Raw genomic sequence first — 25,296 nt, 5'->3', positions numbered from 1 at the left:
ACGGTCTCCCGAAAAATTCCCTATTTGCAGACAACGGCCGTTCTTAGCCGGTCCTCTAACGAATCAACCTTGTACTGTTTGAGGAAAGCCTTGATTGCAACAGGCTCATGCTGCTTGCCATCGTTCGAATAGAAGAAGAGGGTGGCCCTGGCCCGCTTCTGGCTGGCATTGAAGTGATAGGAAAGTTCCAGGACGCCGGTCGGATCTGTCAGGGCGGCATAGGCGAGCAACGAAGAAGGGGCCTGGACCGTCCTGCTGATGGCCAGGGCCTGGTTTCGGGTCCAGGTTTCAAACTCCTTCAACACGCCGTTCGTGCACTCGGCAACCTTCTCGATCAAGATGTTTTGAAAATAATTCACCGTGTCGAAACCGCCCCCCATCCCCGGGTCATCCGGGTCTGGCGGGGCGTCCAGGTCATCCACGACGCCAATACTGGTTAGGGCCGTGCTCTGGCCGGCAAGTTTCGCCCCGTCCTCTTCGGCATTGGACGGTACCGGCAGGACTGTGATAAATAGCCAAAACAGCATTACCGCTGACAAAGGTTGTCTTGGATGGTGCTTTTCGCTATTCATAGTCTTTTCATGTCCCTTGACCATAACAATAAGAGCGAAAGGATTTTGTGGCTTCCATTGCCATCTGAAGAATCACATGGTGCTCGAGATTTATGACTGTCATCTTTTCTGAGTTGCCTGGGACGGTAACTTCCACGCCATTCAGAGAAATCACTGCATTCCCACCCTGTTCGTTTTCGGTTTTTAGAAGCGTAGCGATCATGGCTTGTCTAACAAGGTATTAAGCTGTTAATAGTATATTCGCCAGAGATTAAACGTTGTCTGTCTAATTTGTTGATCAGCAAATGATTTCCCCTTCGATATATCATCAGTGATAGGCGGCTATGACTGGTAACAATTGAATTGCCGTCATTGAATCACATTTGGCGATGGCAGCAAAGGGTCGGTTTGGCTCCGTGACGAACGGCGGCTTTCGGGTGTCAGAATTCAATGGCGGCTTTCCGGCGATGAATCTGAAGAACGGACGGTCAACACCCGACCCTTTGCGGACTATCGCTACGTTTGATTCAATGTCTGCAATTTGACGTTTACCAGCCATATCTACTAGATTCCGATGATATACAGAAGGGAAACCCAAATACTGATCAATAATTTATCGTTTCGAGGTTCATTTTTCGGTAGATTATGCTGTTAACAGCTTAATAACTTGTTATGCATCACATGCGACCTAAAATAACGGCGATCATTTTTGTCCTTATGGGATTGGTAGCGACGCTTGCGCTACTCGCGCAAGGCACCGTTGGACCTGCATCGATTGTTCATAAAGAGGTGGCCGAGCGTGTTGGAAATTCCGCAGCTCGAATCAATGCTGTTGTAGTCGCAAAATCAGAGGTATTGCCCCGGTCCATTGAATTACCATGGCGCCGGGAAGCAAAAATCACCATAAAGCAAATATATTGGTGGCTTACTGTGGGATATGGAATACCGGAATATGGAGAGGAATATATCCTTCGAAACGAGCGTAATGTTGAGGATGTCCGTTGTTTAGTTAGAGTTTTTGGTGACCACGTTGTTGGAATAACCATTGTTCGAAATCTGTCAGATACTGCATTCTCTAATAGCCTGATGGCCGCGCTATTAAAGGAGTTCCCAGGGTATATTTTTTTGGAAAAACAACATGCATAACCAGCGGGTCAACTTGACCGTCAAAAGCTACGCTCCTATCGTCGTTGCACTTTTGCCGCCAAGTTACCCTTATCGTTATGCACTATAGAGTCGAATACAAAGAGGATAGAGAGGCCATGCAGTTCGACACAGCGGAAGCTTGTCTAGGCTTTCTTGAGTTAGTGGGGACTACAATAGATAAACCCGTAGGTGTCTATATTGCTAGGAGCAATGGGGAGGCTCTGAGTTGTGTGATTGGAGCCTTAACAACTGCATTTGTGTGGTATCCAGCCAAGTATGATGGCATTGGTACTTGGTCTTCATACACCCATAAACCAGCTGAACGAGAGTTGGACTATTGGTTGTGCGGGTATCACACCCAAGCGGCTACTGAAAACCAGGTCGATAAGGCGCTTCTTTCTGAGGTAGTGCAAGGCTTTCTTAATGACGGCACAAGGAGTGACTTGATCCAATGGGTAAGAGACTAGCGCATAACACGGCGCTCCAGCCGACGTCAGGCCGCGATACGGCCTTCCTTGGCTGAGCTTGGCGTTAAACAAGAAATATCTGACTAAAACCAGCCATTCAGAAATTAACCCCGAAGGTCGCAAATTGGCCGGTTGGTTCAGGTCGCCACCGTCTGCTGTGTAATCCTACAGTTTGCAGAATCTATATTTAGCTGAACGGCCGCTTTGTAGAATCGTGACCGTCAAAAATGGGTCGAGTCCAGCCGAAGACCACTTTCAATGGCTTGCCCAATAACGGCCCTTCGTTCGTTGAGGTCATGGGCGGAAAAGTCACCGGTATCGCCTAGAATCTGGTTTGGCAGGCTGACACCGATCATTTGGGCATTTCGACCAGCGGCTATGGGAGTGACCGCTAGGCCCAAAGGTCCACCATCGGAATACGCGGCCCCCTTGATATGCAGCGACTCAGTGACCAAGCCATTGTTTTCATTATAAATACGTTTAAGGACTTTCATTGATTTAACATAATTAATGTTATGCGAAGTCAGGAATCTGTTTAAGCAATAGCGTCATGTCCCGTTTTCGCAACGTTGCCCTGTTAACCTTGACGCGCGAAGCGGGCTGTCAACCGGCATCACACTGACAGGACGATCTGGCTCCAACCTCATCCCGAGATGGCTACCGCGTCAAAGACCTGGTCAATTTCACCTTGCTGGACAGTCAAGTCGAGAATCTGGTGTCGGCAATGACGGCGTTCGCACCGCCGGCTGCGAGTCAGACCACCTTGCCGACCGAATATCAGACCGCGCTGGCACCGGTGATTGCGGCCAATTGGCACTAATCGGCGTATCCTGAAGCCTGTCCCTGAGGTGTTTTGCTTCAGGGATTTGGCTCCCGATCCTTGGTGCGCTTCCGAATGGATGTCCTCTGGTATTCTTGCGGTCGTTAACCAACGGGAGACGTCACAAAACGCGGCTGCTGTTTTCTACAGGCTTAGCCGCGTTGCCTCAAATGCTCCAATAATTCAATCTGTGCAGGCAAACAAACCGCGTTGAGATCATAGCGATCAATCACGGTTTGGCGGGCGTTGCGGCGTAATGCGGCAAAACCCTGCGGCCCTGCCTTTAGACCTTCGATAACCTGATCGGCAATCTCGCTGGGCGAGAAGAAGTCCACCAACCAACCGTTTTCGCCGTCGCGCACCACTTCTTTTACCGGCGCGGTGTTCGAAGCCACCAGCAAACAACCGGCGGCCATCGCTTCCAACATCGACCAGGACAACACGAAGGGGTAGGTCAGATAGACGTGAACCCTGGATAGTTGCAATATCGTCAGAAAGGTCGGATACGCTACCTTGCCCAAAAAATGCACCCGCCGACTATCCAATTCGTCGCCAAGCTCCGCCAGCAACTGTTGACGATAGGTCTGCCCCGGCGGCAGACGCTTGCCGTAACTGACCTCGTCGCCGCCGACGATCAAAATTTGGGCGTGGGGGCGAGCCGCCAGGATGGCCGGCAAGCTGCGCATGAAGCTCGGAAAGCCGCGGTAGGGTTCCAGGTTGCGGGCAATATAAGTAACGATTTCGTCGCCCCGACTCAGCGATAATCCCGCTTGCGCGAGGGTCAAGGTGGCATCCGGCTTCGGATACACGATGCGAGTATCGATACCGTCGTGGACCACGTTCAATTTATCCTGGTAGCCGCTTGGATAGCCTGACTTCTGCCACTGGGTGGGGCAAAGTCCGGCATCGACGGTATCCAAGGCCAAGTAGTTGCCCAGGTTCTTGGTCCGCAAGCGCGGCCCATCGTCGAAGGCGACCGGTTCGCTGGGATCGAAACCGACATCGGCACCGGTCAGGCGGTAAAAGAACTCAAAGTAGCCCAGCAGTGGCGAATCCGGAAATACCTCCTTCAAATACCAGATCTCGCCCCAGCCGTTATGGCCCAGCATCACATCCGGCACGAAACCGGTGCGCTTCAAGTCCAGGGCGATGCGGGCGATGCTCTGGGCGTTGATCACAGCCGATTCGGTTTCCCGCAAATAGTGGTGAACGGTGTGCGACCGTGCCCGGTGCGGCCGGTAAACAATTTTCCGCACGCCCGGCAGTTCGCCTTCCGAACGTTGGGTGATAAACACGACTTGATGCTGAGGATTCGCAGCCAGATAAGCAGCCAAATGGCGATACTGTCCAGGGAAGTTTTGATGGACGAATAGGAATTTCATCGGATGTTAAAGCGCTAAACCAAGCCGTTTGCGGCGTTTACAGTGTAAGGCACAGGAATGTTGATATTCTAAAGCGATCATTTTGGGTAGACCACGGGGCAGCGGCTAGCGGCACCGAGCGCGATCACCGAGTGTAGGGCTGGACAGCCTCCACGGGGCGGGTACCCATGAACGAACCTGGAGTCCCCGAGGCCAAGCGCCTCGGGAACTGGCTTTAGAGGACGATCAATGCCAATTGGCCGCAATCACTGGTGCCAGCGCGGTCTGATAATTGGCTGGCAAGGTGGTTTGGCCCGACGCCGGCGGCGCGAAGGCCGCCATCGCCGACACCAGACTCTCGACTTGGCTGTCCAGCAAGGTCAAATTACCGTCGGTGGTCTTGAATTGCTCGACATGGTTGGCGCTGCCGCTGTACCAGTCTTGCACAACCAATTTGTCCGAGGTACCGATGATGCTGACTTCCAGGTTGTTGCCGGTGTGTACGAACCACAACTGGTCGGCGCTCACGCCGCTGACGAACAGGGCCACGTCGGTATTGCCCGCCGTCGCATCGTTCTCGACCACGGTGTCGGCACCGTAATCTCGGCCCAGCTGGTAAGTGTCGTTGCCATTACCACCAACCAAGGTATCCATTCCTTCTCCACCATCCAGCTGATCGCCGCCGCTGCCCGTACTCAGATAATCATTTCCTGCGCCGCCGCTAAACGCGTTGTCGCTATTCGAAGAATCACCTAACAGTTGATTGTCTGAGTTATTTCCAATCAAATGGAATCCAGAAGATCCCCAAACGATAGCGTTTTCAATATTTGAGGCAAGCTCATAAGTCTTACCGGATGATATTTCTGAAAAGTAAACAGTATCCACACCTTCTCCGGCATTCTCCACTAACGTATCGACGTTAATGTCAGTGTCTGTTAACCAATACGTATCGTTACCATCACCGCCAACTAAGGTATCCGTGCCGTCACCACCGCTAAGCCCGTCATTACCGAAACCGCCGCTCAATATATTAGCGCTTTCGTTACCATTCAGGCTGTTGTTGCCGGTATTGCCAATGCCATTGATAGCTCCCGCACCGTAGGCCAAATTCAGGCCCTCCACATTGGCAGCCAAGCTATAGTTATTTATGCCGGTTTCTACAGTATCCCAATCACCTTCGCCCATGCTTTCAACAACAATATCCCCTAAGTTATCGACATAGTAATAGTCGTCTCCAACACCGCCCATCAGAGTATCGGCACCCAGTCCACCATCCAGAGTATCGTCACCTAGACCTCCAGAAAGAAGATTGGCGCTCTGATTTCCGTAAAGCTGATTATCCCCATCGTTGCCGCTACCGTTGATAGCCCCGGCGCCATACGCCAACTGCAAGTTCTCGACATTGGTGATCAAGGTATAACCGCTAATACTCGTTTCCACGGTATCCCATCCCTCGTCCGCGTTCTCGAACACCGCGTCGCCGACGTTGTCAACGTAGTAATAATCATCATCGACGCCGCCGGATAGGTTGTCCGCGCCCAAACCGCCATCAAGCGTGTCGTATCCTGTTCCTCCAATCAGTACGTTGGCTGCGCTGTTGCCGATTATGAAATTATCTTCTTCATTCCCGGTGCCGTTGATGGCGGTTGTGCCGGTTAACGTCAGGTTCTCGACGTTGGCTCCCAGGGTCCAGGTGATACTGCTTTGCACGGTATCGATGCCTTCGTTAGCATTTTCAACGACCGTATCGCCGCTACCCACTACGTAGGTGTCGTTGCCGACGCCGCCGGTCAGGGTGTTGGCTACGCTGTTGCCTGTCAGGACGTTGTCCAAGGAATTGCCGGTACCGTTGATGGCGGCCGTGCCGGTCAAGGTCAGATTTTCAACGTTGGCGCCCAAGGTCCAGGCGATACCGCTTTGTACAGTGTCGATACCTTCGTTGGTGTATTCTACGACCGTATCGCCGGTGCCCACGACATAGGTATCGTTGCCGGCGCCACCGGACAGCACGTTGGCCGCACTGTTGCCGGCCAGGACGTTGTCCAGAGCGTTGCCGGTGCCGTTGATGGCGGTCGTGCCGGTCAGCGTCAGACTCTCCAGATTGGCGCCTAAAGTCCAGGTAAGACTGCTTTGAACAGCATCCGTACCTTCACCAATCGCCTCTATCACGACATCGCCGGCATTGTCCACCACGTAAATATCGTCGCCGACCCCACCCATCATCGTGTCGGCGCCTGTGCCGCCGGATAAGGTATTGGCCGCCGCATTGCCGGTCAACGTGTTGTTCAGAGTATTGCCGGTGCCGTTGATCGCCGCAGTACCGGTCAATACCAGGTTCTCAACGTTATTACCCAAGGTGTATGCCGCGCTGGAATTCACGGTATCGGTACCCTCATTCGCATTTTCGGTGACGATATCCGAGGCATTGTCGACATAATAGGTATCGTCGCCCATGCCGCCGACCAGACTGTCAGCACCTGCGCCACCGTCCAAGGTGTCGTTACCGGCACCGCCGGTCAAGGTATTGACGGCACTGTTGCCGGTCAGAACGTTGTTTAGAGTATTGCCAGTACCGTTGATGGCGGTCGTACCGGTCAACACTAGATTTTCGACGTTATTGCCCAACGTGTAAGCCACGCCGGAACGCACGGTATCGGTACCCTCATTCGCATTTTCGGTGACGATATCCGAGGCATTGTCGACATAGTAGGTATCGTCGCCCGTGCCGCCGACCAAACTGTCGGCACCCGCTCCACCGTCCAACGTATCGTTACCGGCACCGCCGGTCAAGGTATTGACGGCGCTATTGCCGGTCAGGACGTTGTCCAGCGTGTTGCCGGTGCCGTTAATCGTGGTCGTACCGGTCAAGGTCAGATTTTCAACGTTGGCGCCCAGGGTCCAGGTGATGCCACTTTGCACGGTGTCGATGCCTTCGTTGGCGTTTTCCGCGACCGTATCGCCACTACCCACGACATAGGTATCATTACCAGCACCGCCGGTCATCACATTGGCTGCACTGTTTCCGGTCAGGACGTTGTCCAAAGCATTACCGGTAGCATTGATTGCGGTTGTACCAGTCAAGGTCAGGTTTTCAATGTTGGCGGAAAGAGCGTAAGTCACAGCGCTTTGTACTAAATCGTTACCTTCACCGATCGATTCGGATACGACATCGCCGGCATTGTCCACCACGTAAATATCGTCGCCGGCACCGCCAGCCATCGTATCGGCACCGGTACCGCCCGATAGGGTATTGGCCGCACTGTTACCGGTTAACGTGTTGTTCAAGGTATTGCCAGTCCCGTTGATCACCGAGGTACCGGTCAACACCAAATTCTCGACGTTATTGGCCAGAGTTAACGAGACAGTACTGCGCACCGTGTCTGTTCCTTCGTTGGCATTCTCTGTCACGACGTCGGAAGTACTGTCAACGACATAGATATCGTTTCCTGCGCCTCCCACTAACGTGTCATTACCGGCACGACCGTCCAACGTATCGTTGCCGGCACCGCCGGTCAGTGTGTTAGCGGCACTATTGCCGGTTAGGACGTTATCCAGCGTGTTGCCGGTGCCGTTAATCGCGGTCGTACCGGTCAAGGTCAGATTTTCAACGTTGGCGCCCAGGGTCCAGGTGATGCCACTTTGCACGGTGTCGATGCCCTCGTTGGCGTTTTCCACAATGATATCCCCGGTTCCGACCACATAAGTATCGTTGCCTAATCCGCCGGTCAATGTGTTGACCGCACTGTTGCCGGTCAGGACGTTGTCCAAAGCATTACCGGTAGCATTGATTGCAGTCGTGCCGGTCAAGGTCAGATTTTCAACGTTGGCGGAAAGAGCGTAAGTCATGGCACTTTGTACTAAATCGTTACCTTCACCGATCGATTCGAATACGACATCGCCGGCATTGTCCACCACGTAAATATCGTCGCCGGCACCGCCAGTCATCGTGTCGGCACCGGTACCGCCCGATAGGGTATTGGCCGCACTGTTACCGGTTAACGTGTTGTTCAAGGTATTGCCAGTCCCGTTGATCACCGAGGTACCGGTCAACACCAAATTCTCGACGTTATTGGCCAGAGTTAACGAGACAGTACTGCGCACCGTGTCTGTTCCTTCGTTGGCATTCTCTGTCACGACGTCGGAAGTACTGTCAACGACATAGATATCGTTTCCTGCGCCTCCCACTAACGTGTCATTACCGGCACGACCGTCCAACGTATCGTTACCGGCACCGCCGGTCAGTGTGTTAGCGGCACTATTGCCGGTTAGGACGTTATCCAGCGTGTTGCCGGTGCCGTTAATCGCGGTCGTACCGGTCAAGGTCAGATTTTCAACGTTGGCGCCCAGGGTCCAGGTGATGCCACTTTGCACGGTATCCAAGCCTTCTCCAGCGAGTTCCGTTACCGTATCGCCGCTAACGTCCAATACATAAATATCGTCTCCTAAACCGCCGAGCATAGTGTCCGCGCCAGTTCCACCATTTAAGATATTGTTTCCGTTATTTCCGGTAAGGATATTGGCCAATGAGTTCCCGGTCGCATAAATTGCATCACTACCAGTCAATACCAGATTTTCCACATTTGTCGTCAGCGTATAACTTACCGAACTCCGCACTGTGTCAGTTCCCGCGCCTGACGATTCGTTGACCACGTCACCGATGTTATCCACGATATAAACGTCATTGCCCGTACCGCCAGCCAGGTTATCCGTACCCATTCCGCCGTCCAACGTATCATTACCGCTTCCGCCGCTAAGTGAGTTATTGGCTGAATTACCCGTTATGACATTGTCTAGAGCGTTCCCTGTACCGTTAATTACATCCGCACCAGCCAGAACCAGATTCTCTATTTCGGTACCTAACGTAAACGAAACACTGCTAGTCACAGTGTCGATTCCTTCGTTAGCAAACTCAACAATCTGATCGCCAACATTATCCACAATAAAACTATCATCACCTGAGCCACCTTCCATGTAGTCAGCTCCACCACTACCATCCAAGGTGTCATTACCGCCTCGGCCGTACAGCACATCGGCGGACATGCTCCCGGTAATGGTATTCGCCAATCCGTTGCCATCGCCAACCGCGCCATTTGAGTTGGCTAAAATCAAGTTCTCGACGTTGTCGGCGACAAGCGTGTATATTAGCTTGCTTCGAATCGTATCGACGCCTTCTCCACTATTCTCTATGACCTCGTCGTCGACATCATCAATTTCATATAAATCGTTTCCGTCGCCGCCAACCAGTAGATCCGAGTCTAAACCACCATTCAAATAATCATTACCCGAGCCGCCTAACAGCACGTCGCCGTCAGTTCCACCGTTTAACGTATCGTTTCCAGATCCTCCTTCCAAGGTGTCTTCACCATAATTGCCGGAAAGCACGTCATCCCCTCCCAATCCAGACAGTAAGTCATAACCGCTCTTACCTGCGAGAGAATCATTTAACTCCGTTCCCGTTAACACCATATTGGCAGCCGGAGTAACCGAAAGATTAAAGTTAGTTGAATTGACGTGGCCTTTTTTATCGGCAACAGAAACTTGAATAGTTGTAGAGCCTAAATTACTTCCTGTTGGCTGCCCGCTAAATGTTTTTGTAGCAGCATCGAAAGTAATCCAACTTGGCAATGGCAACCCGCTCTGAAGTCTTGCCGAGTAGGTTAGTTCGTCGCCCTGATCGGGGTCGACGAACACCTCAGGCAAAGCAAAGGCAAAGGTATCGCCGTCAACAACGTTTTTATCCGGTAAAGACACGGCAAGTTCAGGGGCGAAGTTCAAGTCCAGACCGGCTTTCTGTTCAATGGTCTTGGCATCCCATGTCACACCGTTACTAAATCTCAGCGCTTCGATTCGATAGCCCGGATTCGGCAGCCATCGAACCTTAAGCTGATCCTCCGTGCCGTTGATACTGATCAGGATATTCGCGTCGTCGTAAGTGAGCGTGACATCCTCCGGGGCAATACCCGGTTCGAGCGCTATTTGGTCATATCCGCCACTGACTCTGTCAAAATCGACTATCAAGTCTTTATCGGAACCAATCCCAAAAATGTAAGTGTCATTGCCTAAACCACCGTTCAGGAGATCATTACCCGACCCGCCAATGAGGGTATCGTCGCCAGCGCCGCCGTACAAAACGTCGTCGCCTGCGCCACCGGAAAAGTTGTCATTGCCTTCGAATCCTTGCATGGTATCCGCGCCGGAAAAACCAACCACCGAATCGTTCCGGCCGGTGCCCTGGATGTCTCCCCCTTGGGAGGCACCCGCCCAATAACGATTAGCTATTGCAGCCTTATCCCAGACAGTACCATTCACAAATTCGACTCGATCTACGTGGTTAACGCCAGGTATAAACCAGCCATCAAGTACCAGTTTGTCACCAGTTGTCGAGACAACCAGCTGAAGATCATATTCGTTTTGATCCCCCATACCCACGTGCCAGTGCTGGCCTGTCACCACCACGTCTTCCGGTCTGATACCCGCCCCCATGCGGATCGTATCGCTACCGTCGTTTTCATGGTCCAGAGCACTATATGGCCCATTACCCGTACGGATTTGATCAGTACCATAACCTAATCCAAACAGATAGGTATCATCGCCCGCACCGCCAATCAAAAGGTCGCCAACGCCACCGCCGATGGTATTGGTGGTTATTTCCCCGTCGGCACCGCCGTCCAAAGTATCGTTACCGTCGCCACCCTCCACATAGTCAATGCCTAGGCTGCCACTTAGCACGTCATTGCCGGCGAAACCGTAAATTCGATCTGCACCGTTTAAACCGGCAATCGTTTCATTGTTCATCGAACCGTAGAGTAAATCATCGCCACCACTAGCATTTAAACTGAGTGCTGCCAGAATCTGGTTTAGATTCCAGATAGTGCCGTCCGCAAATTCAAATCGACTAATAATGTCTGTCTGCGATGGCTCGAATGATTGAATATCCAGCGTGTCCGAACTGTCGCTCAGTGCTATTCGCAAGGTACTATAATTCGCCGCATCGACGGGAAGCATGCTTAATCTGAGCAGGTTGGGCGAGATATCAGCGTTGAACCGGACAATGCCGGTTGGGTGATAGCCGGTAACGACGTCTGCGCCATAGCCATGCCCGAATACATAAATGTCGTCTCCACCCGCCAATGTATCGTTCCCCGCACCACCATCCAGAACATCTCGGCCTTTTCCTTCACCACCATACAAGTAATCGTTTCCGGAACCGCCTAGCAAAAGATCGTTACCGGATCCGCCATCAAGCGTATCGTCACCGTCCCCTCCATACAACGAATCAAAACCCGAACCACCATTGATGGTATCGTTTCCTGCTTGCCCGTTAATGACATCGTCGTATTTGCTTCCATTTAAAGTCTCGCCTACGGACGTACCTGAAACAGGGCCGCTCGTCGGCTTTGTAAGATCCCACACGGTTCCATCCGCAAAAACCGCCCGTTCAATCCTGCTGAAATCGTCACTTAGACGGTTGCTCAAAATCAGAATGTCTGTGGTACTACCGGCTAGTTTGATACGCAAATCGGAATAATATTCTTCTAATATAACGTCTTGTGGACGAACGCCAGAGGTAAACTGGATTGTATCGTTTCCGCTACCGGACTGCGCACTTCCCAGCAGTTCATACTCGGTAATCTGAACTGTTCCGGAGCCGTAGCCGAACAGGTAAGTGTCATCACCTTCGCCTCCATAAAGTTCGTCAACCGAATTGGTATTACCTCCGCCATCCAGTACATCATTGCCCGAGTTTCCGTAGATACGGTCGCCACCGCCCAGCCCATTAAGACTATCGCCATTGGGACTGCCATAAATGTAATCCGCTCCGGATGTGGCGCTCTGACTGCCGCTGTGGGCTTCGATCGCGGCCCCATCCCAGACCGTACCGTCTGAAAACTCCAGTTTTAGCGTACCGTAGATATTTTCTTGATTGAACCATCCGTAGACTTCCAATTGATCAGACGCCCCAATAATCGAAATCATCAAACTCCCATTGTTGTAACCGCCGCGTGCCAGGACAATCTCGTTAGGAAGTAACGACAGCCGAATTGTATCGGTATCGCCAGCAGCCACATCTCTGCCATAAACCGTCCGCTGATAAACTGAATCGTAGAGATAATCTTGGCCGGATCCGCGGCCGAAATAGTAGTAATCGCTGCCCCTTCCCCCTCTCAGTGTATCGTTTCCGGCGCCACCATCTATCACGTCGTTGCCATCACCTCCGTCAAGATTATCGTTGCCTCCGCCGCCCATCAACGTATCGTTGCCATTGAAGCCGAACAGTTGGTCCGCACCGAAACCGGTTTCTTCTCGATCGTCGGATGCAGTGCCGTAAGCGATGTCGTTACCCTCTGAACTGGCCAAGGTCAGCCGATTTTGGATATCTTGCGCAGTCAAAATCGAGCCGTCCGCAAACAAAATCTGAGCGAGCCGATCGAATCCATCGTAACTTTCTACGAATTGCCCGGATACGGTGATTTGATCGCCACCATTCACACCAATGAACAAGCTGTTGGCATCCCGTGTAAATTTCAAATCCACCAGAGAGATGCCGGCGCCGAATATCAACGTGCCATTGCTGAAATAGACCAAATCATTGCCGTCGCCACGCGAGAAGTAAACATCGCTATTGTTCCCGCCGTGTATAGTGTCATTGCCTCTACCCCCGACGAGAACGGCGGCCGTCCCATCACCGATAACGGTTAGATCATCGTTACCCGCACCGCCCTCCAAATGTACCTGATCCCATTTGCCGGAGTACGTACCACCTTGAATCGTATCGTTGCCATCACCGCCAAACAGAACATCATTGCCACCGGAACCCACGATACTGTCATTACCGCCCAAACCATTGAAATAATCGTCATCCTCCGGATATCCCACGATGGTGTCGTTGCCGTTGGTCATATGCCAGAGATTGGCTTTGATGTCGTCGACGGTCCAAACCGTGCCGTCAGCGAATTCGATTCGTTGAATGACATAATTCTCGGCCGTGGAAGTCCCCCCCGTCATTCGCCAATGGTTCAGTATCAGCTTGTCGCTGCCATTGCCAAGATCCAATACGAAGCCATCGTTATAATCGGATTCGCTGGCCGTTGGGCGGCGCAGTATTACGCTCCCGGGCAAGATGCCTGCACCCAATTTGATGACGTTGATACCGTTCGCCACTTCCTCGATGCGGTCTTGGCCATAACCCAGATTAAATAGGTAGGTATCGCTGCCCAGGCCGCCGCTGAGATAGTCGTTACCGGTTCCGCCATCCAGCGTGTCATCGCCGGCATTACCGTAAACACTGTCATCGCCGCCGGCCGCGCGAATGTTGTCGGCCCCAACGAATCCGAATAAGCCTTGTGATGTATCATTACCGGCGAGAACCGCTGCTTTGATTGACTCAAAATTTAGGCCGGTACCGTCGCTGAATTGAATGTGTTGAATGGGGTTATAAGTATTGTTTACATCAGCGTCTGTAAAGAAATTCCTAATGGTGATTTTGTCGTTGGTATTGGCCAACGACAAGACAAGATCGTCGGAATAAGCGGAACGGGCAACCACAATGTCGCCTGCATTGATCCCTTCTTTGAATTGCAGGGTATTGTGTTTACCTTCCGTACCAAACGACGGCATAATCGTGTCTTGGCCGTCGCCTCTGCCAAATCGGTAGGTGTTATTGCCCCCGTTGTCATACAACCAGTCATTCCCCATGCCACCGTCGAGCGTATCGTCGCCTGCATACCCGAAAAGCCGGTCGTCGCCCATCCCGCCGATGAGGATATCGTTGCCGGAACCACCGTACAGTGTATCGGCACCTGCGCCGCCGTAGAGTTTGCCGCCATCGTTACCCAAGCCCAGGTTGAGGGCGGTAGTGAGGGACGTACCGACCAGCGTTTCCAGATCGACTTGATCCCCGTTGGCGAATGCCAGCGTGGCTTCGGTGCCGAAAAAGGCGCTTTGGATTTTGACTGTTTCTCCAGTATCCGTGACGATACCCAAGAGGAAGTATTGATTTTGATCGCCAAAGTGACCAACCGTAAGATCTGTCACAGTATTAGCAGATGCGAGTTGGATGGTATTATGACCATCAATATCGCCAATCGTGTCTTCACCAGTTACGTTCTGATAAGTATCGTCACCGGCGCCGCCGGCCAGATAATCGATGCCACTCCCACCATCTAAGGTGTCATTACCGCCATCGCCAAACAAGTTGTCGTTGCCCTCGCCGCCGAACAGCAAATCAGCGCCTTGGTATTGCGCATCAATGCCGGCGGCGTCGCCTTCCAAGTTGTCATCGCCGTCCCCACCGTAGATCGTATCCGCACCGCCTTCGCCCCAAACCGTGTCGTTACCGCCCTTGGCATCAATGAAGTCATTGCCGTGATAATAGGCGGCATAGCCCACACGCATATCGTCCCCTTCGATGATGTCGTTGGTATCGCCGCCAAGGATGGTGTCGCTACCGCCGCCGCCCCGGGCGAATTGCTGCACTTGGCCTTCGCCTAAATCCAGGTAGTCGTCACCGTGCTGATCCGGACTGGCGTTCAGGTCGCCGTCCAAGCCATCGTCGTTGGCACCGCCGTAGACCGTATCGTTACCGGCGCCGCCGTCGAGGGCGTCCATGCCGTTTTCGCCGTAAATCACGTCGTCGCCACGCCCGCCCATGACCCAATCGCCGCCGTCGCCGCCGTAGACCATGTCATCACCGCCTTGGCCGGTATCGAGCGAGCCGTTCACCGGGCTGAGGCCGACACCGTTGAGATTGGGCCGAGTCGAGTCGGCAAAGGGATAGGTCTGGTCAGTCTTGGCAAAGGTCCAGTCATTGACCGAAGTGGTGTAATCCGCATCGGCGAAGATGATGTCGTTACCGGCCCCGCCTTCCAGCCAGTCGCTGCCTTCGCCACCCATCAAGGCATCGGAACGGCCGCCGCCGATCAGTATGTCGTCGCCGGTGCCGCCGCTGAGAAAATCGCCCACCCGATCAGCCGGGACCGGGCCCAATCCGGCTTCGGCGTTTTGTTCGTCAGCATAGAGTACGTCGTTGCCTGCACCGCCTTGCAGGAGGTCGCGACCGGCGCCGCCGTCCAGCACGTCGTTGCCTTGGCCGCCGAGCAACAAGTCGTTGCCGTTGCCGCCGTACAGAATATCGTTACCGCCCAACGCCACCGCCTGAACGACGGCCCCGTTGAGTTGCTGGCGGTGATGAGTCACCCCGTCTTCGTCCAGTTCGGCAATACTGGTCACGGACCAAGCGCCGCTGGCGTTGGCGATACCCCCATCGCCGTAGAGCAAATCGTCATCGCCGCCGCCCAGCAGAATATCCGCGCCGTCGCCGCCGGCCAATACATCCTGGCCACTACTGCCGTAGAGTTGATCGTTACCGCCGCCGCTGGCCAGCAGGTCGCCGCGTTGCGCCGTGCCGACAGCGGTTTGGCCTTGGTTGTATAGGGTCTGGAAGTCTTGTTGCTGGTCGGCGTACAGCAGATTATCGCCGCCGCGATTGGCCAGCAGGATGTCGCTCCCGCCCATACCTTGCAACAAGTCGTTGCCGGTGTCGTCGTAGAGGGTATCATCACGGCCCGGATCGGCTTCGTCGCCAACCTTAACATTGCCCAAGGCGTCATAATCAATCTGGATACCGTCTGTGTTGGGGTCTTGGTCCAGGGGCTTGAGGTCTCCGTGGGGAATAACACTTGCCGAAACGTCGGCGGCGGCAGTTTGCAGATGAATGCCGAAATCGTTCTCTGCGAATGCACTAGCGCTAGTTTGGTTTTGGAAAGTTATGCTATCTTCGGCACTCAGCGTCAGATGGCCGGGAGAATGGAACTGAATAATCTTGCCGTCACGAGAAGTAAAGATTGTGCCGCTGCCGTTATCGGTAAATACACCATCAATAAGTTTACCTTCATAGAAAATTCTATTTTGACCGCTATCAACAATAGTGTCGTTGCCTTCGATTATGTATAAGTCTTCACCCTCTCCTCCAATCAGCGTATCGGCGCCAGCCCCGCCTTCCAGCGTGTCTTTACCTCTACCTCCCTCAAGTCGGTTGTTGCCGCCATTGCCGGTCAAATGATCGTTTTTAGAACTGCCGATAGCGTTTTCGATCCAGTTGTTTTCTTGACCAGCCACTTGAAAGGCAATGGCTATTTGGGATTTACTTGTTTTTTCACTACTGCCGACAAAACTGAAATGGCCTGGGCGTAGGTCAATGGTGACGCTTTGGCTTTGGTCGCTGGCGTCGATTGTGTCCGTACCACTAGCGTCCCAGATGGCTTGAATGGCATCAAGAGCACCTGTTTTAAACTGGAAAATATTATCGCCGGCATTGGTATTAGGATTGACGCCATAGAGATATTGAATAGCCAAAATATCGTACAGCATCGGTTTTGACGGTAACCACCAACCGCCGAATTTATCTATATAATTAACCATTGTGGTGTATTTGGTATTGGCTGTTTCGGCTAAATCAGGATAATCTGTTAAATAGGGAGAACTCTCATTTGATTTATAGTCTTTTGGATGATCCAATCCAAGGGCATGCCCGAGTTCATGAAATATCGTTTCATAGCCAATCTGTCCCGGCGCAAGTTGGCTATTTTGTGATACTGCGCTATTTAAAAAAATATCGCCATCTACACCGGCCTTTTTAGGATTGGGTGATAGCGTGTTCCCGAATTCGTCCGGATCCATTTTTATGTTTGTAACCGCAATATCGCCAATTTGGCCTATCGATTGTACAAAGGTAATATTGGCTACCGCTGCCCAAGCCTCCGTAGCTAAGTTGAAAACGTCCTTTTGTGCTTGGCTAAGGCTGCTAAAACTGTTGACGTCAACAACACTGCGGGAGTTTAATAACCATGAGTCACCATATTCTCCGGAATAATAGGCAGGGCGGCCATCTAAAAAGCTATAGGTTATAGTTAAAGGCGTATTAGGATTAAGCCCGGTGACCCGGTCACCGTTCCAAGAATACTTTGCCAAGGTATTTATGATATTTTGTTGATTCGTAGTCATTTAATATAGTCCATCAGTAATTTATAATTGGGGGAGTGGTTTAAAATTGGGCAGTATTCACGTCTGGGATTGGGCATTGGAAAACATAGCCATGGCTCCAAATTAATCATATTATTGAGAATACTTACAAATTCTTTGAGAAGGACAGCCACAGGTGCAATTTTACTCGTTTCATTGCCATTATTATAGATAATAGAAGTACTCCAATCTCTATCGTCAATATATTCTATTTTATACCGTTCCAGATTATATTGTTCATCTTGGCTTAAATTATGCCGGTTGTCATAGCGCACCATAAACTCGGAAAGTTCTTGTTGGCGTTTTTGATATAGTTTTTGATAGAGATCGACCAGATATTGCACCTGTTTAGGTTTTATCTTGCCGTAGCGGTCACCGATGACATTGACATCGTCAACCCCGTGATAATGCACAGTTCCATCCGCATAGAGCTCAATTTGATAATTAAGCCACGCAGCGCTTTGGACGCCGTGCTTGTCAAAAATCAACACAGGCGGGGGCTTTGCAGGGCAACTTCCAATCGACAAAATCCATAAAATCATAAGGCGCAATAGCCAGCGGGCATTGCGCCGTATTTTCAAACTATTCAAACTCATATAAATCTCCATCCATTCCTGCTCAATTTAAAGGATAAATATCACGTTCAACCCATCGGTGAAAGGTCGAATAAGGCCAGTCTTTTACTTGCTAAACATAACCATGTTTCATTGGGTTGCAATGGATATCATTCGAATGCGCTTGAAAATCCGCTTCATCTCGAATGAGATGATTCCAATAACGCCGCTGCCAGATGCCGCGTTCTCCTCGTTTAAGTCGCACACTCGATCTGCGCTCGGTTGTGGGTATTGCTTTAGAAAATCCAATTTTTATCAAGCGTATTCGGGTGGCAAAATCGGTATCGTTTTCCGGTAACTCAATCAAACAATGCATGTGTTCGGGCAATACCACCCAGCCGTGAATTTCGAACGGGTGATGAGCTTTCACCGTTTTAACCGACTCCCTCAAAGCTTGAATATGCCGGATCAACAAATCGTTATCCTTTCTTTATAACAAATTGATAGTAAAAAAATAGGTTTCGCCATGATGCCAAATTCTCCGGTAATCCATTTGTTTATTATCTATTTCGTGTTTTAAATACGGCGAAGTGCCCGTTGGTTATTGCGCCTTACGGCCTTAATGCGCCTAATTTCTGTTGCTCGGTAAAGTTTGCCATGATTATAATCCTTGTATATATTTAAAATTAATAATGAATTAAAACTTGAAGTCATCTGGCAAATATTGCGGGCAATCTTCTTCGCTGTTTTGGTGTTTTTCCGAAAAACACAGCCAGTTTTTTAAATCATTTGCCATATATTTTTTAAGTATTGTCAGTAACCCTCTGTAATAAAAAGCATTCGCAATATCTATTTTCGTATCCTCGAGTGTTAAGTGCGCTGATTTGCTCATTCCAACACCAATAGCTCTTTTACCATCATACTTTAGGAGTTCTCGAAACGGTAAAGATAAGAAGTCTTTTACCACTTCATCGACTTGCTCTTTACTTAGTGTTGCATCATAGCCTGCAACAACTCCATCAGTTTTATACGATTCATCGTTATCTCGGATAATAATGTTGTCTTGATAATGCACATTTCCATTTTTGTATATCTTTATAGAATGAAATCCAATTAATCCAATTTTCCTAAAATCACTCCTAAGCTCTAATATGACAGGGTTTGGCGTCTCAAGTGCGTAACTATTATCAAAAAAACATACAGCCAAAATTATAGAAACGATCATAAAACGCGATAAGATGCGCCGATAGGTGCCGACGCCAGGAGGCGCATCTGTCGAGTTACTAAAGGCCGTAAGGCGCAATAACCAGCGGGCATTTCGCCGTATTTCTATTCTCGGGTTATTATTCAAATTCATATCAATCACACGCCTTCCTATCTATTATTTGTTGCTCATAATTAGAACGATTTCTATCTAAGAGAAGTTACTGTACGGCCTTTTTTCTTGTACAGGCCGACAATAATTACTTTCGATCCGATTCCTTAACTAACCTTGTTTCGCTCGTTTCCGAGCGCCGATGTAACGTAGACGATCATTCGGTTTTTTCACCCACTCCGCGGCGTTTTGTAGCTACTGCCATCGCTTCGAATAAATTAATGTGTCTGGCGCGGCCCTGGTTCAGGTAGCGGTCGCCTTGGATGGGCAATGTTGGTCGATTGTCGCTAACAGACTAACTGATTACCATCACCCTTTTGTACTATCCGCCTGGGTTTTATGTGTGACGCCTTGCGCATTTCAGCTACGTTCGCGCTGCTAGACCCCACACGGTGCCATGGACGAATTGAATGCGCTGCAACGGGTTGGGGGTATTCGACGCGTCGTCTTGCGTGAGTAAGTCCAGCACGGGGGGCGATCGGTGGTCGCGGCAATCGTGATGAGCTGAGCGTTAACCGAGGATACTCAAACAGCAAGCGCCGACCGTTTTTGAGTTTTGCCTTTTGTCGTTTTGTCGTGTGGCGGTTGCATCTGCGAACGCCAGCCTATTGAATTCATCGTTCTGGAGTGCTGATAGCCGACTGACCGTTTCCGGCGCGCCCTTCGGCTTGCTCGATGATGTCCCGGCCCAGCAGGCCGGTGCTGGTGAATAAGCGCAAGCGCGCCGCTCGCCAGTCGGCCAGAGTGCGCAGGCGCTCCTGGCGGGCGTCGGCCAGCGCGGTCTGGGTATTCAGCAGTTCCAGGATGTCGGCGGCGCCTTTGTCGTAACGCCGCTGCGAGCTGGCGACGGCAGTTTGCGCGCTGTCCAGCCAAGTTGCCGAATAGCTCAGATTACGCAGTGCCGCTTCGGCCTCGGCGTGGGCCTTGACCACGTCCAGCAGGGTTTGTCGCTCGGTGTCGGCCAGTTCGGCCGCGCGTTGTTCGGCTTGGGCTTGCGCGCCGCGGATTTTGTAGGTGCGGGCAAAGCCTTCGAACAGCGGGATGGTCAGGTTGATGCCGATGGTTTCCACCCGGGTTTGGCTTTGCGACAGGGCTTGATTGGGGTAGCCGTTTTGGTAGGCGTTCAGGCTGAAGTCCAGCGTCGGCAGGCCTTCGGAACGGGCTTGCACGATGCGCTGCTTGGCGGCTTCCCATTGGGCCTGGGCCGCAACGATGGCCGGATGCCGGCGTTTGGCCTCGGCCAGCCAGATTTGCAGGTCGCGGCCGTCTTGGGCCAGCGTTTCGCCGGTTTGCTCAGGCTCGGCATTCTCCGGCAGGGTCAATACCGTTTCCGGGGCGATCCCCATGGCCTGGCGCAGTACCGCCAAGGCTTTGCGGTAATCGCCGTCGGCCCGGCTGCGCCCCAATGCCGCCTTGGCCAGGGCGGTTTCGGCTTGCAGAGTATCGCTACGGCTGCTGGCCCCGCTGGCCTCGCGGCGGCGGGCGCTGGCCAGGGTTTGGCCGGCCAACGCTTCGCTGTCGGTCTTGGCCTGCCGTTGGGCATTGGCGGTTTGGGCGTCGAAATAGGCTTGAATCACGCCGTCCAGCAGGCGTTGAAACACCGCGTCCTGGTTGGCCAAGGCCTGGGTCAACAGCCAGTTGGCGGCAGCCAGATTGGCGGCGCGGCCGCCGAAGTCGAACAAGCGCCAACTCAGATTGCCGTATAAGGTAAAGCCGTCGGTTTCGCTCGAAGGGAGGGGCGAGTCCGGATATTGGTAATAGCTGTTCAGATGGTTGACCGCCGCGTTCACGGTCGGCCAATAGCCGGCCTTGGCCACGCCGAGATTGGCGGCTTGGATCTTGAGCTCGGCCCAGGCGGCTTGGGCTTGCGGATGGTGGCACAAGGCTAGATCCACCGCCTCGTCCAGCAGCAACGGCGCGGCAAAGTCCTTTTCGACCGGACAGATGATGCCGCGCCGGTCGCCCGGCAATACGGCGCCTTGCTCCAGCACTGGCGGCCGGGTATCGAGCGGATCGTCGAGCACATCGGGGATATTCGGTCCGGCGGCCCAATCAAAACTCAGCGCCGGCACCGGTAGCAGACTCAGCGCCAAACCCAGCGTGATGACTTTGCTCGAACGGCGGGGGTGGCACGCGGTTCGCACCGTTCCGGACTTAACGCTCACGCAAGCTTTCCCGGCCGTGCTGCAACAGCGGCGTCAGTACGTATTCGATGACCCGGCGCCGGCCGGTTTTGATGTCGGCCTGGATCGACAAGCCGGGTGACAGCACCGCATCGTGGCCGTCGACCGCCAGCGTCGCCTGGTCGAGGGCAATGCGCACGCTGTAGATCAAGCCTTTTTTCTCGTCTTGAATCGCATCGCGCGAGACGTGGGCCACCCGGCCGGTGACGGTGCCGTATTTGGTATAGGGGAAGGCGTCGATCTTGACTTCGGCGCTCTGGCCTTCCTGGACGAAGCCGATGTCCTTGTTTTCCAAGCTGGCTTCCACTTCGACCGTGCTGTCTTGCGGCACGATCTGCAACAAGGGTTGGGCCGCCGCGACCACGCCGCCGACGGTGTGGGCCGCGAGTTGCAGTACGGTGCCGGACACCGGCGCGCTCAGTTTGAGCAAACGGCCATGGGCGTCGGCGCGGGCGGCGTCCTGTTCGGCGTCGCTGGCCAGTTTGCCGGCTTGGGTGTGTTCGTCGAAGGCCAGTTTGCGGGTTTCGGCGATCAGCGCCGCGCGTTGGTTTTTGGCGCTGTCGAGTTGGCCTTGCAGTTCGATGCGGGCCTGTTCCTTTTCCAGATAGGCGTGCGGGGCGACATCGTGGGCCTCGGCCAGGGCCTGGAAGTCGCGGGCTTGTTGCGCGACCAGCGGCAGTGCCGAGGCGTAACGGGCGATGTCGCCGTCCAGGCGTTGCCGCTTGGCGGTGAAGTCGCGGTACTGGCCTTCCAAATGCGCCAACGCGGCTTGGTATTTGGCCTCGGCTACTTGTTCGGGCCGAATCAAAACCGGTGGCTTGCCGCGGTCGATGGCGTCGATCAACGCTTGAGCCCTGGCCTGTTGCAAGCGGGCTTCGACGACATTGGCTCTGGCCTTGTCGCGTTCGGCATCGAAGGCGCTACTGTCCAGATTCAATAGCGGCTCGCCTTGGCGGACGAACTGGCCTTCGCGGACGTAAATCGCCGCGACGCTGGCGGTATCGACCGAGGCGATGGTTTTGGTGCGGGCGCTGGGGATGATCTTGCCGGCGGCGTTGACGATGATGTCCACTTCGCCGAACCAGGCCCAGGCCAGCGTTGCGGCGACCAGTGCCATCAACAACCAGGCCACGCCTCGACCCAGCGGCGAGACCGGTGCGGCCTGTAAGGCCAGGGCGGCCGGCAGAAATTCGGCTTCGTCGTTCGAACGTGGCGGGCTATCCAGTTCCCGCCGTTGCCGCCAAAAGTAACGGAAGGTGTCGCGGTAACGGCCCCACAGTTCGGCGTAGGCTTGCCAGCGGTAGCGCAGGCTCATGCGCCGGCCTGCTGCAATTGGTAAAGGTGGGCGTAGATGCCGTTCGGCACTTGCAATAATTCCTGATGCCGGCCGGTCTCGGCGATCTGGCCGCGCTCCATGACCACAATACGGTTGGCATCGCGTACCGCCGACAAACGGTGGGCGATGATCAATACGGTGCGACCCTGGCAGATGCGGCGCATATTGTCCTGGATGACTTTTTCCGACTCGTAGTCCAAGGCGCTAGTGGCTTCGTCGAAGATCAGGATGCGCGGGTTGCTGATCAACGCCCGGGCGATGGCGATGCGTTGGCGCTGGCCGCCGGATAAACCGGTGCCGTGTTCGCCGACCAGCGTGTCGTAACCTTCCGGCAATTCGCAAATGAACTCGTGGGCGCCGGCCAGTTTGGCGGCTTCAATCACGGCTTCGAACGGCAAGGCCGGATTGACCAAGGCGATGTTGTCGCGAATCGAGCGGTTGAACAGAGTATTTTCCTGCAACACCACGCCGATTTGTTGGCGTAGCGAAGCGGTGTCGATGATGCCAATGTCGTGGCCGTCGATCAGTACCCGGCCGCGGTCCGGTACGAACAGGCGCTGCACCAGCTTGGTCAAGGTGCTTTTGCCGGAGCCGGAGCGACCGACGATGCCGATCACTTCGCCCGGCGCGATGCGTAAGTCGACCGCGCGAATCACGTCCGGCGCATCCGGCCGGTAACGGAACGACACCTGGTCGAACTCGATGGCGCCGGCAATCCGCGGTAGCCGGGTTTTTTGGCCCATGACTTCGCTGCGGGTATTGAGAATGTCGCCCAAGCGGCGCATCGAAATGCCGACTTGCTGAAAGTCGTTCCACAGCTGTGCCAGCCGCAAAATCGGCGCCGAGACCTGGCCGGACAACATGTTGAAGGCCACCAGTTCGCCGACGGTCAACTGACCGTCGACTACCAGCGTGGCGCCCAGCCACATGATCGCGGCGGTCACCAGTTTGCTGATCAGATTGACGCCGCCGCCGGCCAAGGTAGCGGCCTGGGTGACCGACAGACCGGCCGTGACGTAAGCGGCCAGTTGCTTCTCCCAGTGTTGGGTCCAACGCGGTTCGACCGCCATGGCCTTGACCGTGTCGATGCCGCTGATGGTCTCCACCAAAAAAGCCTGGCTTTCGGCGCTACGGTTAAATTTCTCGTCCAATCGAGCCCGAATCACCGGGGTGAACACGACCGACAACAGAATATACAGCGGTATCGACACCACCACGATCAGGGTCAGCCAGGCGCTGTAATACAGCATTACGCCGATGAAGATCACCGAGAACAGCAAATCCAGCAGCAAGGTGATGGCATTACCGGTCAGAAACGAACGGATATTCTCCAGCTCGCGGACTCGGGCGACCGAATCGCCGACCCGGCGGGCTTGAAAATAGGCGGTGGGCAAGGCCAACAAATGCTTGAACAAGCGGGCGCCCAACTCCACGTCGATCTTGCTGCTGGTATGAGCGAACACCCACGTGCGGATACCGGACAAGGCAGCTTCGAACAGCATCGCCCCGATCAGGCCGATCGCGATCACATTCAAGGTCTTCATCGCGTGATTGACCAGCACCTTGTCCATCACCACCTGGAAAAACAGCGGCGTGACCAGGCCGATCAGCTGCAACACCAGCGAAATTAACAACACTTCGCCGAACAGTTTGCGGTACTTGATCAAGGCCGGAATGAACCAGGTGAAATCGAACTGGGCCGCCTCGCCGGCATAGCTGGCCTTGGAGGTAAAAAACAACAGTTCACCGGTCCAGCTCGCCAGCAGTTCGGCCAGGGTCATCACCGCCGGCGGCTCGCCGGGGCGCTGGATCAAGGCTTTGCCGCCGGCGTTGGGCAAGCCGCCATGGGTGGGCGCAGCCCCGCCTTGGTCAGGGCCGGCAGGTGCGGGCGACCCGGCATCGTATTTGGCCAGGATGAAATAACGGCCGTCCTTGCCCAACGCGATCGCCGGCAACGGCGCTAACGCCAAACGTTTCGGGTCCTGCCGGCGCGGCTTGGCGGTCAAGCCCAAGCGTTGAGCGGCCAGTTGCAGTGCCCGGTTATCGAAGCGGCAGCGCCCTTCGCGATCCGGCACCAACGCCGGCCCGAACTCGTGGCGCAAGGCGGCTTCGTCGGCGGCCACGCCGTGGAAGGCAGCCATCATCAATAACGCGGCCAGACCGGTGTCCAGGTCGGCGGGGGGTGGGGCGGACAGGCTCATCGGCTTTGCATCCGGGCCGTCCTGCGCTGATCGAGCAATGACTTGGTAACAAGCGGGGCGAAGCCAGATATTGAGGAGTGGTGCGAAGCTAACACAGTATCCTTACTACGTTGGTTGAAGTGATGATGGAAGGTCGGCGATGACAACCCCAGAACCGATACAGGCTTTGACTGCGGATTCGATCCACTGAAATTCGGCGCTAATTTACCGAGATTCCAGCGCGCTGTCCAACCCTGGTATCGGGACGTCGCTTCGCCTGTGTTCTGAGCCAGGGCCGGCGCC

11 protein-coding genes and 1 pseudogene are annotated in these 25,296 nt (G+C 53.7%); 2 read left to right on the top strand and 10 right to left on the bottom strand.

Features of this window, described 5'->3' with window-relative positions; all coding sequences use genetic code 11:
* Positions 1-20: 20 nt before the first annotated feature.
* Positions 21-572 (bottom strand): hypothetical protein, encoded by a 552-nt coding sequence (locus ACQE3E_RS23975; RefSeq protein WP_427501733.1) that lies wholly within the window; start codon positions 570-572, stop codon positions 21-23.
* A 651-nt stretch (positions 573-1,223) separates the two neighbouring features.
* Between ACQE3E_RS23975 and ACQE3E_RS23970 the strand changes: the two genes are divergently transcribed.
* Positions 1,224-1,697: a hypothetical protein gene (locus ACQE3E_RS23970; RefSeq protein WP_427501732.1), complete on the top strand. Its 474-nt coding sequence runs from the start codon at positions 1,224-1,226 to the stop codon at positions 1,695-1,697.
* Between the two features lie 688 nt (positions 1,698-2,385).
* On the opposite strand, the gene ACQE3E_RS23965 is transcribed toward ACQE3E_RS23970, so the two are convergent.
* Positions 2,386-2,658, bottom strand: a complete 273-nt coding sequence (locus ACQE3E_RS23965; protein WP_427501731.1) for a hypothetical protein — start codon at positions 2,656-2,658, stop codon at positions 2,386-2,388.
* A gap of 194 nt (positions 2,659-2,852) precedes the next feature.
* On the opposite strand from ACQE3E_RS23965, the gene ACQE3E_RS23960 reads away from it, so the two are divergent.
* Positions 2,853-2,984 (top strand): hypothetical protein, encoded by a 132-nt coding sequence (locus ACQE3E_RS23960; RefSeq protein ID WP_427501730.1) that lies wholly within the window; start codon positions 2,853-2,855, stop codon positions 2,982-2,984.
* A gap of 152 nt (positions 2,985-3,136) precedes the next feature.
* Here the strand turns inward: ACQE3E_RS23960 and ACQE3E_RS23955 are convergent, their stop codons facing one another.
* From ACQE3E_RS23955 to ACQE3E_RS23920, 8 genes and pseudogenes are all read right to left on the bottom strand, one after another.
* Positions 3,137-4,366: a glycosyltransferase family 4 protein gene (locus tag ACQE3E_RS23955; protein WP_427501729.1), complete on the bottom strand. Its 1,230-nt coding sequence runs from the start codon at positions 4,364-4,366 to the stop codon at positions 3,137-3,139.
* A 225-nt stretch (positions 4,367-4,591) separates the two neighbouring features.
* Entirely contained in the window at positions 4,592-17,347 is a 12,756-nt protein-coding gene (locus ACQE3E_RS23950) for a calcium-binding protein (RefSeq protein WP_427501728.1), read from the bottom strand.
* Positions 17,344-17,961 (bottom strand): DUF6438 domain-containing protein, encoded by a 618-nt coding sequence (locus tag ACQE3E_RS23945; RefSeq protein ID WP_427501727.1) that lies wholly within the window; start codon positions 17,959-17,961, stop codon positions 17,344-17,346. Before ACQE3E_RS23945 ends, ACQE3E_RS23950 begins: the two co-directional genes overlap by 4 nt.
* 22 nt (positions 17,962-17,983) lie before the next feature.
* Positions 17,984-18,472: pseudogene (locus ACQE3E_RS23940) on the bottom strand (REP-associated tyrosine transposase).
* Positions 18,473-18,616: 144 nt separating this feature from the next.
* On the bottom strand, positions 18,617-19,285 hold the full coding sequence (locus ACQE3E_RS23935; RefSeq protein WP_427501726.1) for a hypothetical protein: 669 nt from the start codon (positions 19,283-19,285) through the stop codon (positions 18,617-18,619).
* Positions 19,286-19,908: 623 nt separating this feature from the next.
* Positions 19,909-21,459, bottom strand: a complete 1,551-nt coding sequence (locus ACQE3E_RS23930) for a TolC family protein (RefSeq protein WP_427501725.1) — start codon at positions 21,457-21,459, stop codon at positions 19,909-19,911.
* Complete coding sequence (locus tag ACQE3E_RS23925; protein ID WP_427501724.1) at positions 21,449-22,792, bottom strand: HlyD family type I secretion periplasmic adaptor subunit; 1,344 nt, start codon at positions 22,790-22,792, stop codon at positions 21,449-21,451. The genes ACQE3E_RS23930 and ACQE3E_RS23925 overlap by 11 nt, the downstream gene beginning before the upstream one ends.
* Positions 22,789-25,014: a type I secretion system permease/ATPase gene (locus ACQE3E_RS23920; protein WP_427501723.1), complete on the bottom strand. Its 2,226-nt coding sequence runs from the start codon at positions 25,012-25,014 to the stop codon at positions 22,789-22,791. The genes ACQE3E_RS23925 and ACQE3E_RS23920 overlap by 4 nt, the downstream gene beginning before the upstream one ends.
* Positions 25,015-25,296 lie beyond the last annotated feature (282 nt).

Origin of the sequence: Methylomonas sp. MED-D (assembly GCF_050276835.1) — a bacterium.
In the GTDB taxonomy this organism is placed as follows: Bacteria; Pseudomonadota; Gammaproteobacteria; order Methylococcales; family Methylomonadaceae; genus Methylomonas; species Methylomonas koyamae_A.
This window is presented reverse-complemented; position numbering and strand designations above follow the sequence as displayed.